Consider the following 14,874-nt stretch of genomic DNA (forward strand, 5'->3'; position numbering starts at 1 on the left):
ATAAAATATTTCAAATAACTTATTAAGCAATTTTACTTATTTTATCTTCAATAAAATAACCTAATAAAGCATCAAGTCGCAGGATAAATTCTGTACTGGGTTTCCAGTGATACACGCCATGATCCGGTTGACCGTTCATGCCACGCAGATAGAGATAGCTTGCTCCGCCCAGATCCCGACTGATCTCGTAATTTTGCATCTGTATACTCAGATAACGATGCAGTGCAACCAGATAAAGACCAGCCTGTAACCAATAACTTGAATGTGACATACTGGCTCGGATTGAGGCATGATTATAGTCTGACTGATCACTACCCAGAAAATTACTCTTATAATCGGCAATATGATACTGATGACCATCAAAATAAACCAGATCGATGGAACCATTCAGATAACGCGCGGATTCGGCAGGATTTAGTTCAGGCATATCAATCCCGTATTCAGCAAACAGCTGGTGAATTCGCTGAATTGCCAGTACATGATCTGAAAGTGCCAGACAAAACGGAAATTCAGCCAAATGCTGTTCCGGTTGTAACTGCTTTAACTTAAAACCTGCGTGTAATGGGGTGGCAAGTACCTGTTGGAGCCACTCTGCCAGCCAGTTTAACAGTAGCTGTTCATCTTCTGCCTGTTCGGGAAAATCCCGCTGATATTTGTCCCGTAATTCATTCCACAGTCCACTATAATCATTTTTAAAACGGCGGCGGGTTTCCAGTATCCAGTCTGCCGGCTCCTGAAAATCAATATGCTCAAAAATCTCATGCAGGAAATTACCAGCAACAGTACCCATTGGAAAGTTCTGTTTGATCCAGCTTAAGGGCTGGGTTGCCGGTAAGTACACTTTATCTACTACATGCAACTCGTCTTCGGCACTTTCTGGTCGCTTTACTTCATTTGCAAGCGGATCAAAGATTTTTCTAGTTTTGAGATGCTGCGCCAGATAGCTAAAGCTGGTTTTGGCCCGAGGATAAAAACGCTGCTGGGGCAGATTCAAGGCTTGGACACTGATTTGCTTTGAGACCGAACTGGCAGAAACTTTTGCCGGTAGCTGCTCTAGAAGCGGCTCATCCATGCAGTGACGATGTACAAAAGGCTCTGTCCGATTACGCCAGAAAGCCAGGCTGTCCTTGGCTTTACCTTCAGTATCTTGCAGCATGGCATAAACACGGTGACTGGCGCGGGTTAAGGCCACATACCAGAGACGGCGGTTTTCTGCTGCTGCACGTTCCTGATGCTGGTTTACTGCATTTTCATCTAGCAGGTTTTTGTCTGCTACCGCAATAACCCGCTGCTTTTCAAGCTGACCTGTTACAGGGTTTAACTGCTCAACCGTAGAGAAATTCAGGGTTTTATTCATTTCCTTAAATGCTTTGTCAGCACCCAGCAAAAATACCACCTTAAATTCCAGTCCCTTTGACTGGTGAATGGTCATCAGTTGTACACCTGCTTCATTAGACAGGCGTCGTTCCAGTTCCCATTCTCGCTCGCTTGGTGACTGTAACTGTTTAAAATACCAATAATACAGATTCTTGGCACCCGGATAAATTTCGCTATGCTGGCTCAGTACTTCGGTTAAATGCCGCAGATTTACTACAGCCCTTTCGTTATCTTTACTGGCAATGGCTACCAGTTTCTGCCAGACCTGAAAATGTTGCAGACAGTACTGCCAGGCACTCAGGAAACCACGTTCCAGCCATAATTCACGGATATCATCAAACTTGTGTATAAAACTGCTCAAACCATCAGTGCGCTGCTCCAGCTCGACCAGACTTTGCAAATTAAAATCGAGTAACCGGCTCAGTAAAGCCCGTTTAACCTTACCCTCATCATACGGATGCATGATAGCCGTCAGCAGTGCTCCAACATCGCGGGCCACTTGGCAGTCAAATACGCTACGCTTAGAAGGCCGGTTAACCCGAATACCTAAAGACTCTAAAGCATACTGGGCTTTGTCTAGCCCATCATGATTCTTGGACAGGATAGCAATATCATTTTCATTTAAAGGACGCTGACCGCCTGACTCGTCAAATAACAACTCTCTGGCTATACCATGATTTAATAATTGACGAATCTTCCAGGCAACCTGTTCAGCCTCTTTGTTTTTATCACTAAGCTGGACCCAGCGCAGTGGACAGTAGTTTTTACGCTGCTGGTCGGTCAAAGGCGGATGCTGACGTGCTCCTGCCTGAATCGGGGTATAAATAACCTCTTCACCAAAGTTGACTTCACGTTGAAATAGCGCATCGACCACTTCTACCAGTTCAGGAACTGAACGGTGGTTTTGTCTTAAGGTATAGAGCTTACCCTGTTTGATTAAAACATCCTGCCGGGCCTTGATATAAGTCAGCATGTCTCCGCCCCGGAAACCATAAATTGCCTGTTTTGGATCACCGACCATAATCATACAGCTGTGCTGATGTCGCTGTGGATGCCGCCAGATACTGGCCAGCATATTATCCTGATCCTGATTGGTATCCTGAAATTCGTCGACCACAATCAGGGGATAACGGGCTTGGACATATACTGCAAAACGCTGGCCTTGTTCACCCTGCAAAGCCTCAGCCAAAGTCCGGATTTGCTGTGAAAATGTGGTTTCCCCACGCTGCTGCAGTAATTGTGGAAGGCGCTTACGCACTTCCTGACTAATATAAAACTGTAAATAGGTATCTAACCGGGAAAGATCAGTTTTTAAATTGGCTACACATTCGCAAAACCGGCGCAGACCCTGGATAATCTGATGATTTTCAAAGTATTCCAGCACCTCGGCAGCACATTTATTTAGAACCTTTTTTGTGACCAGATCTGTAATACACTTAAAGATATCGGTCCAGTGCGCTGCAAATAATGCATAAGAACGCTGGGTATGTAAAGCCTTAATAAAATCTGGCAGATTCTGACACAGCGTTGTTTCCATTAACTGCTCAGTCCGCCATTTTTTTCCGACTATACTATTGTGCTGTCCATCTGCCCGATAATAATCGGCCAGCCCTTCTACTAAAGATAGATCCAGTTTTAATAAGAGATCCAGCTCCGCTTCAAACTGTTCCAAATCCATGACTGGCACAGCAACAGGCATAAACTGGGCTGAAGAGAAATTCAGGCTGTTTTCTACAATCGCCAAATAACCGTCAGTATTTTTGAGTTGTTTGCTTAACAGCAAATAGTCAATCAAGGGCTGCGGCTGAGCTTGAATCCACTCTCTTAAAATGTCATGGACGATTTGCTGACTATAGGCCTTAGCATCTTCAGTTAACTGTGCCCGTTCAATTTTGCCACTTTCAAAGGCAAACTCACGCAGCAATTTCTGGCTAAAACTGTCCAGCGTACTGACAAACAGTTCATCCAGCTGGTCTATGACCAGTTTAAGTCGTTCGCAGACATAACCAACCTGTGTCGAAAATTGTTTACAGAGCACCTGATACAGGGGATCTTTTTCCTGTTCCGCCTTATGCAACATTTCAATTTCTGTCAAATCCTGACAATCATTAAAATATTGATAGGCTTCTACCAAACGGCTACGAATCCGGCTTTTTAGTTCAGCTGCCGCTGCTCGGGTAAAAGTGGTGGCAATAATCTGGTTGGGAAGATATTTCTCAATGAGAATACGCACTATCAGGCTAGACAGGGTATAAGTTTTTCCTGTGCCAGCCGAGGCCTCAATCAGATGCAGGCCAGAGAAATACATATCAGCAATCGGATATTCCGAAATAGCCTGTGGCTCATTCATGTTGTTTCAACCCGCTGATATTCAAAAATAGGTGCATATAACTCATAAGAGAAAGTTTTACAGCAATGCTCCAGTAAGGCAGTGGCGTCCTGTTCCTGCAAGATAAACTGCCAGTCACGGTGGAGCCGTACCGCCTCATTTTCTGTTGCGGAAAATGAACTGTACTGATGGGTTTCATTCCAGTCTTTTAACAGCGCATCAAAATTATTAATGACTTTCTGGCCAGCTTCATTTTCAGTCCATTCATGCTTTTTACCCTTTTCAGCCACACTTAATATCAGGGCAGCCGGTAGAACCAGCGGCTGGCTTTGGCCATATTGCCAAGCCTTAAACCAAGGATCAAGCAGCTTTCGTGCTTCCACTGAACAGACACCCGCACAGATTACAGTCTGGTCACTGAAGACAACCACACGCTGTAATTTCCGGCTTGTCTCTTCTGACTGGTTCAGATAAGCCAACCATAAAAGATATTCAAGCCAGACTTTGGCGCGGCGCTTAGCCCGTGCACTAGATGGCTCCATACTGACCCAGTCAGTCATACCTGCTTGAGGAATATTAATCTGCATATGCAGTTCAGCACTGACCTTCCACATCTGCTGGGTGACAGGAGTAACTTCGGGTGCATAACGTTGCAGACGGGCCTTTAAAGTTTCCTGTTCAGCCAGACTGATCTGCCAGGTACTATGTGCCACTTTTCCAACCGGCAGCTGGTGCATCAGTATTTGTGGCTCTTTCACACTATTCTGTTGATAGAGAAAATCTCGAATAGCATAGCGGCCTAATCCATCCAGTATTAAGGGTTCATGCTGGGCTGTACTTTCGCTCGAACTCAGATTTTCAACACCTAAGGTCTTTAAATACAGTCGCGCTGGAAAGATGACATCTTGTATCCATTGCTGGCTATGGAGAACCTGAATATTTTCAGTATTTAGCGGGTATGGTATGTTTGCCCACGGCTGGCGTTGTCCACGCGCCTGTAGTAAGTGCTGTGCCACATTAAACCATTGATCCTGATAGCGGATCAGCTTTTCAGTGGCAAAACCAGCCGGGTCAAAAGGTTGCAGGTGATGAACGTGATAAAGCTGCTCAAGCTGTCGGGGTACTTCAATCCCATTTAGGGAAATTTTTTGGTCTATCACCTCATCGGGCTGTTCAGAAGCAACAATCAATGCCAGATGCTGTACAAATTCCTGTAGGGTACTCGATGGTTCACGTACTTCCCCGTCATTAACATCAAAGCCATTATAAAACAGCCATAAATTTTCCTGAGCTAACAGTAATGCATCTAGAAATGCACCCTGATCATCTTCCAGTCGTGAGCGGTCACCCAGCTGTGGACGCAGTATATCCATCAGGTCAAAAGGTAACCGCTGGCTGCGACTTGGAAACGTGCCACTGTCCAGGTTTAGCATGACAACCAAGCGGTACGGTAAGGGCCGGATTTGCCCGATCTGGCTAAAGGTAATCTGGCCGGTAGGTTCCGCCTGCTCAATCTGCGCATCGAGCGCTGTATTAATTTCTTCAATGAGGTATGCCAAGGGTAAACAGATACCGCGTAAATTTTGCTCTTCTTGCTCACTATAAAAGTTGGCCAGTGTCAGCATTCTAATCTGTTTATGAATAATTTCGCGTACCGGTTTTAGTGCAGTAACGCCCCGTTGTTCAAATTCTGCAATATCTTCATTTAAACGCTGTAACCAGCTCTCAACTACTACTCGTTCTCCCAACTCATGGCACAGTAGCCAGTCCCGGCGCTGGTCAAAGTCTTGATAAATTTCGATCAGCTTGGCAACTAGCTCAAAGTCACTCGGTTGTACCTGGGCAAAGCTTAGGGTTTCATTAAAAATCGTATGGTCAGGAATAGCAATGCCCAGTGCCAGCCGGTCTAGTGCAAATCTGAATGTAAAACGGAAGTCCTCATCATGCCGGCTCAGGCTATATTGTAAATGCCGGGCATCCAGTCCGCGTTTAAAGCCGGCTGCAGCCAGCAGGACCAGCATACGTTCACTGCGATTGACATCCAGTCCGTAACGCTGTTGGGTTGCTGTCAGATTTAACCAGTCTGAAAATTCTTGCAAGGTGAAGCGGCCACGCACCAGCTGAATTCGTTCCAGAACTGCGCGCCAAGCATTACTGGCATCAAGTTGTGCCACACCGGCAATTTTAATAGGCAGATGACCCTGCCGCTCTCTGGTGGCTGCCTGAAAAATATTAGAATCAGTGCTAGATGTACTGTATTTAGGGGCAACAGCAAAAACACTGCGAATTAAAGGTTCAAGTTCTTTTAGATTAGGTACCAGCACTAAAACATCGCTAGGCCTACGCTGCTGGTCTTTTGAGCTTTGCGAGAGCCAGTAAGTCAGCTGGTCTTTTAAGACTTCAAGCTGACGCAACGAAGAATGACAGACATGAATCTGGATAGAATCATCTGTTGCATTTAGTGGATATCGATGTTTCTGCGGTTCTGCCAGATACAGGATATCTGACTGTAATTTACCCAGCAGATTATCAGGAAACTCGTCAACAAAAGCATCTACCCATTGTCCTTCTTCCCCTGAGGATAAACTCGACAGCAATGAAAAATGGTCACGTGCCTGCTTGCCGAAACGGGTCAGCAGCGGATGACGCGACTCTCTGACTTCCGCATTAAAATGCAGAGTGAAATCCTCAAAAAACTTTTTGATATCGACATCGGTTGCCTGCGGATTTTTACTGATAAAACGCTCTTTCACGCGCAGGTCATAACGCTTTTTCCAGACCGGATCGACACTGTCTGCCCAGTATTCCTGCGAAGGGTTGTAGTGCAGAATGAAGACATCAATATATTGTCCCAAACGGCGCAAAAACTGTAACTGGATCGGTGGCAGATCCAGCAATGTAAATACCACCAGTTGCTGAGGCAAACGTTTAAGCGCCTGCTTGCGCGTTGCTTCCTGTTCCAGCTGTTGCCAGAACTCGGCATCAATTTCCTGCATCAGCTCGAAGTCTTCATGAAATACTTCCTGCCAGAGCCAACGCTGCCAGCCTTCCAGTTCATGTGCTTGGTTCAAGGTAAAGGCAGAGATTTCAGTGCCTGTTGTATAAAATAATGCTTCGATATCAAGTGGCTGGTTGTTTCCCCAGGCTTTTAGCCAGTTGGTTGGACAACGACAAACATCTGTACACCCTTTTTTAGTACAATAGCCACGGTAAACCATATAGTTGCTAAACAGGCTAGAGACCTGCTCAGCTACCCAGTACAGCATGCCTTGTTTCTTGAGCTGCCGGATGATACCCGGTTCAAGTCCTTCGGCGGTATCGTAAATCCGGCAAATAATCGGATATAGGGGATGCTGCTGATCTAGCTGTAATTTTTCAGCTTAAATAAAAGGGCCCAAGGCCTGATAACCCCGCCACTTCATAATCAGGCGCGGAATATTGGCTTTACGGACCTTATCTTTATCAGCCAGTACCTGCTGATAGGCATACCATTGGAAACCGCGTATACGCTGGTGAAACAGCTGGTTGGCGCTAATGCCTTGTTCTTCAGCCATTTTCTGGGTCAGCCACTGCTCGATAGCTGGAGTCGGTACCACAAAGTGCTGGGTTTTCAAGACTTCAAGCGGATGTACTGCCGGCTGACCCAAGGTAGAAAGCACCCCGTGTACCAATACGTCAATACGCTGGCTTTGAATAACATGAATCCCCATATTCTTTTTACCCTAATAACAAATATTCAAGTTCTGTGCACAAAATCACAAAGATAATTCACTGTACAATACCTGCTGGCCATGTCACTTTTAAATCATCCATGGGTACAAAATTTCTTTGAAATACGTATCTTAATAGTGATTCAATTGGAAAATTAACACTTCACTGAATAAGGTATTCATATAATGAAAATAGACAAGATTCCTGATGCCATTGATCCTACCCTGAATTTAGAACAGATTCGTCAAGAATGTCTGGAACTGGTCAAAAAACGTGCTTACGTATCCGCCGGGGCGGCCGTAATTCCAATTCCTTTTTTTGATGTCGTGATTGACATCGGTATTTTATCGCAATTATTGCCGGAAATTAACCATCGTTTTGGTCTGACCCCTGACCAGATCAGTGTTTATGACGCAAAAACCAAACAAATTCATTGGAATGAGCTACGTAAACGTGGCGTAGAATTTTCTGGCTTGGTAGTCGCCCGTACTGCAGCAAAGCAGTCATTAAATGGAATGGTCGGTAAAGTATTGACTAAACAGGTGACCAAATTTATTCCGCTCGGTGGTCAGATTGTTGCAGCAAGTCTGGGTTATATTATTATGAAGAAGATAGCCGAAGCACATGTTGAGGAAAGCTATAAAATGGCTAAAAATATTCAGCAGAAAATACAAAAAGCTTAAAAATAATCTCTATAAATCAATATTAAAAAACTACAGGCTGACTAATCAGCCTGTAGTTTTTTTAGAATGCCTTCGAGTACCTGTATACGAGCGGCTTCTTTATTATTTGTCGCAATTACCTGCCAAGGCGCCCATGCAGGACTGGTCCGCTCAAACATGTCAGCAGTAGCTTTTAAATATTCATCCCATTTTTCCCGGTTACGCCAGTCTTCATCTGTAATTTTAAAACGTTTATGTGGTGTATCGGCACGGGCCTGAAAGCGCTTGGCCTGCTCGTCTTTACTGATCGCCAGCCAGAATTTGATCACCAGAGTCTGACTGTCAGTTAGGTCTTTTTCAAAACGGTTAATCTCATCGTAGGCCCGTTGCCACTCTGCCGGCTTGGCAAAACCTTCTATACGCTCGACCAGTACCCGGCCATACCAGGAGCGGTCAAAAATCATAATATCTTCATGTTCATCCAGCTTGTTCCAAAAGCGCCATAAGTAGGGACGGCGCAGCTCGTATTTTTCCGGGGCAGCAATGCTATAAATTGTATATTCACGTGGGTCCAGCTTTTTAACAATCCGTTTAATGGCTCCTCCTTTACCAGCTGCATCCATGCCTTCAAAAACGATTACCACCTGACGTTCATCATGACGTAGTGCCGTTGCAACCTGACGACTTAATTCCTTTAAACGACTCTTATACTCATTTTCTGCCAGTTCTTCATCTTGGGGCTCCAGCAATAGTTGCGGAACAACTGCCTGTTTCCAGTTAGCTGCTCCATTGTCCTGATGGACTGGCAGGCGTTGCATAGCTTCTAATATAGATTGCGCAAACTGCTGGTCACGGATTTTTTCATTCTCTCCATCAATGATCAGCCAGTCATCAGTAAAACGCTGACGTAACTTCTGTAGAGTTTCATACTGTTTTTTATTGCGCCAGTCCAGCCCATGCAGGCGGTGCCAGTGCAATTCTGAAGCATCGATATTGTCCAGACGCTTTTGCAGATTTTTCCAGGGCAGATCAAACCAGACTTTAACAACCTCGACATGATTATTCTGGAGGTCCTGCTCAAAGGCACGCATATTTTCGATATAACTGTCATACATGCCTTGGTCAAGCGGTTCAGAAACATGCATAGCTGTTGCCAGCAGGTCGCTGTACCAGTTCCCAAACATCACCACAATCTGCCCTTCTGCAGGTATGAAACGACTATATGGCTGCCAGAAAGCCAGCTTGGGGGTCAATAGATGTGGAGGATCAGCCTTGACCTGCAGATAACGTGGATCCACCCATTCACGAAGCTGCTTGACTGCCTCGCCCTTACCAGCCAGCTCAATGCCACTTACCAAAATGACCAGACTTTTAGCCTGCGGTGTTCCCCGGCTTTCCCGCAGGGCATACTGGGCATCGATCAGGGCAAGTGATAACTCATCTTCATTCATCAGTTTAAAAGATCTTTTTTCTTGTCCGGCCATGCGTGCCTCATCATTTCTGTTTTGTTCAATATACTGTGATTTACACTAGCGCCCTGAAACTTAATGTATTATTTGTTTCACTTTATTTAGCGCATCTTTTATAGATTGACTGACTATTTTTTAATAAGTCCAGAACAATGTTGTCATAGCACCTGATTTAAACTCTGGCTATGCTTTTCTTTTTTTATATTTAAACTGGGTTATGTTATCTCATGTCTAAACTCGACGCCCTTGACCAGCTTTTAAAACAATATAATGACTTAAGCTATCATCAGGATCCTGCTTTAAAAAAACGTTTATACGAGGCTCAAGCCTGGCTTAAAGCCCGAATCCAATCTACGCATCAGGGACTTTTTAGTCAGCCACAAAACCAGCTGATGGCTACATATTTTCTAAATCGTCTATATGGCGGACCAGAATTTGATGATCTGGCTAAACAGATTGAACGCTTACTCAAGTATGCACATAAAGCAGAGAAGCTATTGCCTGAAAATGCCATCAGAACCGGATTGAAATCCGTCAGTCTGGCAGTATTGGCAATGCAGCTTGATGAACAGGTGGCTGCACAGCTTCTTGAAGACTACCCGGCTGAGGAGCCTATTAATGATGAAATGATGCGTCTGACATTAATCAAATTAAATCAGTCAGATGCGCGTTACCATCAACTTGATTTACTTGATGAACTGGGGCTAAATCTTGATAAATACATGCGTTCTTTTGTTATGCATACTGCATTCAAAATGTGTAAAGGCGTAGCGCAAAAATACCAGTTCCAGCTGATGTACGATTTTATTGGGGAGGGGTTTGTGGCTATGAAACCCATGAAATCAGCTGCTGCTTTCATTCATAGTTTTACCGAAAAAGAACGGAAAATCATCGACAATGTTCATTCAGGTAAGGCAGATCCGTTTAAAATATAATCTGTGCTAGAAACCGGATAAAAGATAACTCAACAGATTTTTTCTGTATATTATTCCGAGCAATTACAAGATGAACGCTGTAAAAATAGCGAGAATCTGTCATCATGCAATCTACTGCAAGATTTATTATTTCTGTGTTCAGGAGTGACTCGTATGTCTAATGAAAACCCTACATCCAGCCCAGCCACTGAGTCGGTATCCAATACAGAGAAAGTCAGTCCGTTCTTAACCGAGCCTTTACCGCAAGGTGCACCTCAAGGCCAGCAGCAATCCCTACAACAACAGCTGACTGATGCTTCAACCAATACACAGGTACCTAAATATAACCTGCCACGTGGTGCCAATACCGGCAACGTAGGTGAAGTGACTCACTTTGGCTATAAGAGTGTACGTGCTGAAGACAAGGCACAAAAGGTTGCAGAAGTATTTCATTCGGTCGCCAGCAAATATGATGTCATGAATGACCTGATGTCTTTCGGCATTCATCGCTTGTGGAAGCGTTTTGCAATTAACATGTCAGGTGTGCGTCGCGGCCAGCATGTACTAGATATTGCAGGCGGCACAGGTGATCTGGCTAAAGTTTTTAGCCGTGAAGTTGGCCCTACTGGTCATGTTGTTCTGTCTGATATCAATGAATCCATGCTCAATGTTGGACGCGACCGTCTGCTAGATGCGGGTTGTACTAATGTCGATTTTGTACTCGCTAATGCTGAAACACTGGAACCATTTGCAGATAACAGTTTTGATCTGCTGACTATCAGTTTTGGCCTGCGTAATGTGACAGATAAAGATGCAGCGCTACAAGCCATGTACCGCGTACTTAAACCGGGCGGCCGCCTGCTGGTTCTGGAGTTTTCTAAACCGGTATTTGAGCCTTTTTCAAAACTTTACGACCTATATTCATTTACTGCCCTGCCGCTTATGGGCAAACTGGTTGCAAATGATTCTGAAAGCTATAAATATCTTGCTGAATCCATTCGTATGCACCCGGACCAGCGTACACTTAAAACAATGATGGAAAATGCCGGATTCCAAAACTGTGATTACCACAACCTGACGGGTGGTATTGTTGCGGTACACCGTGGATTTAAACTTTAAAAGGTAGAACGGTATGTGGTCGATTTTAGCACTGGGTGCTATCGAGCGTGTCATTCATCACTGGATTGAGCTGGATTCGCTGACACGTATTCAGCTTAACCAGCTACAAGGCAAAATGCTAAGGGTTGTAATTGCTTCACCGCAGCTGTCTGTAGATATCTGCTTCGATGAAGATGAGGTGCGACTGGAACCAACCATTACCGGGCATCCGGAGCAGTCTTCTGTTTTTGAACAGCGTCCTTTTGATCCAGAACATGCTTTTAGTGAAGCGACAGCAACCTTAAAGGTTGAAAATATAGTTGAACTGGCCAAACTTTTTCTGGCAGAAGAGATCGGTAATATTCCGGTACAAGGTGATTATCGCTTGCTACAGGAGTTACAGCGTATTATTCAGCAGGCCGAGCCTGATCTGGCAGCACATCTTTCTCCATGGATAGGTCCCACCTTGGCACATGAGCTCGGCAAACTCCAGCTTGCACCTAAAATTTTAAAGCGTTCAATGCAAAGCCACTTCTTTTTTGCCGAAGATGCACTCAAAGAAGATAGCGGGCTATTTGCAGGCCACTGGGAAATGGATGAGCTACATCACTCTACCCGGCAACTTAACCAGAATATTGACCGTCTAGAAGCACGTCTTCAGCAGCTTCAAGCTCAGCTTTTGTCTCAATCAGTCCAAAAACAAGACTAGGTAACACTCTCTATGATTCCGCACGTTACACGTTTACTCGAACTCTGGCGTATCGCAGCCCATTACAGACTCGACACCCTGGTTCCCGCGGAAGAAATACCAGTCAAAGCCCGTCCTGTACTGAATTTAATCCACCTGCATCCGGCTGCATGGTCGAGTAAAGAACGTAAAAACTCACTCAAGCTAAAAGAAGCCCTAGAAGACATGGGGCCATTAGCAATCAAGCTGGGACAACTGCTTTCTACCCGTCGCGACCTGATACCACCCGAGATTCTGGCACAGCTGGTGCTGTTACAGGACAGAGTCAAGCCTTTTCCAGTTGAGGTGGCTAAATCAAGAATCCAGCAATCCCTGAGAGCTGATATATACACCCTGTTTGCGCGTTTTGACGAGCAGCCGCTGGCTGCTGCTTCAATTGCCCAGGTACATACAGCTGCCTTGCATGATGGCCGTGAAGTGGTCGTTAAAGTAACCCGGCCCGATATCCGAGTGCAGATTTTACAGGATTTTGAAATTTTGGCCTGGCTGGGCCATTGGCTGGAAAGCCGGATTGAAGCAGCACGTGCCCTGCATTTATCTGAAATCATCCAGGATTATCGCCAGATTATCCTGAACGAACTCGACCTTACTCTGGAAGCTGATAATACGCGTCGCATGCGTCATTATTTTACTGGCTCTAGCATGATGTATGTGCCGGAAGTCTATATGGACAGTCCGGATGTAATGGTTGCAGAGCGTATTACGGGCGTTCCAATCTCAGATACGGCCACCTTTGACCGTATGGGGATGGACCGGGCCGATCTGGCTGAAAAGGGATTAACCATTTTCTTTACCCAGGTATTCCGTGACAACTTTTTCCATGCTGACATGCATCCGGGCAATGTCTTTGTGGAAACTATCAACCCGCAGAATCCACGCTTTATCGCACTGGATTGCGCGATTATGGGTGAACTCTCCAAACATGACCAGATGACTGTCGCACGAATGCTGCTGGCCGTGATGAACAGTAATTTTATGCAGTTGATCCAGATTGTGCATCAGGCGGGCTGGATCCCTCCAGGTACGGACCAAGATGCGCTGGCTCGTGAAATGCGCCGTACTGTCGGGCCAATGGTTTCCAAGCCAATGGATCAACTGGACTTTGCTGGTATTCTTATTCAGGTGATGGACATTGCCCGCAGGTTTCATCTGGAAATTCCACCACAACTGATGCTTTTGCTTAAAACATTAGTTCACGTGGAGGGCTTGGGTACTGACCTCTATCCACAGCTAGATATCTGGAAACTGGCCAAACCCATCCTGACTGACTGGATCAAGGTAAATATGCATCCCGTCAAGAATATTAAGGAAATAGGTCAGCAAATTCCAGACCTGCTCCTGGGTGCACAAGATTTACCAAGCTTATTGATTGACAGTCTTAATGGACTAAAGAACCAGTCATCCTGGCATGAAAAGCAACTGCGTGAGTTACAGGGTATGCGTCTGCAAATGGAACACCAGCAGCGACGTAGCTGGATTTTCGGCAGCCTCATAGCTATTTTTCTCAGTATAGCCATTATTGCGCCATGGTATTTATCGGTTTTGCTTATTGCGTTTGCCAGCTTCTTAGCCTTATGGCGGGTGGTAAAATAATTTTAAATTCAGCTTTAGTTTTTCTTGACTGACGCCATAGGATTAAACATTCATGGCGTCTAATCCTGTCGTTTTTTTCTTGGATAACGTTCTTATCTTCCGTGCTTTGCCGTACACTATAGCCTCATAAAAATTCCTGCCGGTCTTTTCACCGGTTCCATCTTTTATTGCGGTGATGTATCCATGAATAATTTGCAGTGGCTCGATGAAGTAAAATTTAACGATCAAGGTTTAGTACCTGCTATTGCACAGCATCATCAGACTGGCCGTGTTTTGATGGTGGCATGGATGAACCGCGAAGCTCTGGCACTTACTGCTGAAAAAATGCAGGCTGTGTACTACTCACGTTCACGTCAGAAACTCTGGCATAAAGGTGAAGAGTCTGGACATTTTCAGACTGTATATGAAATCCGTCTGGACTGTGATGCTGATGTGATTGTTTTGCAGATTGAACAGCATGGAGGAATTGCCTGCCATACTGGACGTGAATCCTGTTTCTATCGAAAACTTACAGCCAATGGCTGGGAAATTGTAGATACCCAGCTCAAAGATCCAGAGCAGATTTATAATAAGAAAACACAGAATAGGCATACAGCTGTGATGTCTGTATCAAATGCTGAATCCGAACAGGTAGAGATTTTATCTTATCTGGGTGGAATGATGCGTGAGCGTAAAGCAGCTGATCCTGACTCATCTTATGTCGCCAAACTCTACGATAAAGGTTTAAATAAAATTCTGGAAAAAGTTGGTGAAGAAAGTGTAGAAACCCTGCTTGCAGCAAAAGATTTCGCTGCATTAAACAACCAGGACAATCGCAATGATCTGGTCTATGAGACAGCAGATCTCTGGTTCCATACTATTGTAATGCTCGGTTATTTTGATCTGGAGCCGCAACTGATACTCAATGAACTGGCACGTCGCCAGGGTTTATCCGGACTGGTTGAAAAAGCCAGCCGTCAACATTAAGGCGTTT

8 protein-coding genes and 1 pseudogene are annotated in these 14,874 nt (G+C 45.0%); 6 read left to right on the forward strand and 3 right to left on the reverse strand.

The genetic code is table 11. The annotated features are described in order from the left end of the window. Positions 1 to 22: 22 nt before the first annotated feature. Together J502_RS06275 and J502_RS06280 are read right to left on the reverse strand one after the other, a co-directional pair. Complete coding sequence (locus J502_RS06275) at positions 23 to 3,727, reverse strand: UvrD-helicase domain-containing protein (RefSeq protein ID WP_034683423.1); 3,705 nt, start codon at positions 3,725 to 3,727, stop codon at positions 23 to 25. Continuing rightward, positions 3,724 to 7,416 (reverse strand): annotated as a pseudogene (locus J502_RS06280) (exodeoxyribonuclease V subunit gamma). Before J502_RS06280 ends, J502_RS06275 begins: the two are co-directional and overlap by 4 nt. Positions 7,417 to 7,602: 186 nt before the next feature. On the opposite strand from J502_RS06280, the gene J502_RS06285 reads away from it, so the two are divergent. After that, a complete protein-coding gene (locus J502_RS06285; protein WP_005016937.1) occupies positions 7,603 to 8,100 on the forward strand; it encodes a hypothetical protein in 498 nt (165 codons plus the stop codon). Between the two features lie 41 nt (positions 8,101 to 8,141). Here J502_RS06285 and pap read toward each other — a convergent pair whose 3' ends face one another. Next, complete coding sequence (gene pap / locus J502_RS06290) at positions 8,142 to 9,563, reverse strand: polyphosphate:AMP phosphotransferase (protein WP_034683425.1); 1,422 nt, start codon at positions 9,561 to 9,563, stop codon at positions 8,142 to 8,144. Positions 9,564 to 9,775: 212 nt separating this feature from the next. Between pap and J502_RS06295 the strand changes: the two genes are divergently transcribed. From J502_RS06295 to hisIE, 5 genes are all read left to right on the forward strand, one after another. Next, positions 9,776 to 10,483 (forward strand): DUF8198 family protein, encoded by a 708-nt coding sequence (locus J502_RS06295; RefSeq protein ID WP_034683427.1) that lies wholly within the window; start codon positions 9,776 to 9,778, stop codon positions 10,481 to 10,483. Between the two features lie 153 nt (positions 10,484 to 10,636). Next, a complete protein-coding gene (gene ubiE, locus J502_RS06300; protein ID WP_034683429.1) occupies positions 10,637 to 11,581 on the forward strand; it encodes a bifunctional demethylmenaquinone methyltransferase/2-methoxy-6-polyprenyl-1,4-benzoquinol methylase UbiE in 945 nt (314 codons plus the stop codon). Between the two features lie 13 nt (positions 11,582 to 11,594). Continuing rightward, positions 11,595 to 12,269 (forward strand): ubiquinone biosynthesis accessory factor UbiJ, encoded by a 675-nt coding sequence (locus J502_RS06305; RefSeq protein WP_034683431.1) that lies wholly within the window; start codon positions 11,595 to 11,597, stop codon positions 12,267 to 12,269. 12 nt (positions 12,270 to 12,281) lie between these two features. Further along, complete coding sequence (locus J502_RS06310) at positions 12,282 to 13,901, forward strand: ABC1 kinase family protein (RefSeq protein WP_034683433.1); 1,620 nt, start codon at positions 12,282 to 12,284, stop codon at positions 13,899 to 13,901. Between the two features lie 183 nt (positions 13,902 to 14,084). Further along, on the forward strand, positions 14,085 to 14,867 hold the full coding sequence (gene hisIE, locus J502_RS06315) for a bifunctional phosphoribosyl-AMP cyclohydrolase/phosphoribosyl-ATP diphosphatase HisIE (protein ID WP_034683434.1): 783 nt from the start codon (positions 14,085 to 14,087) through the stop codon (positions 14,865 to 14,867). Positions 14,868 to 14,874 lie beyond the last annotated feature (7 nt).

It is taken from the genome of Acinetobacter sp. 1294596, assembly GCF_000582925.1.
GTDB lineage: Bacteria > Pseudomonadota > Gammaproteobacteria > Pseudomonadales > Moraxellaceae > Acinetobacter > Acinetobacter radioresistens.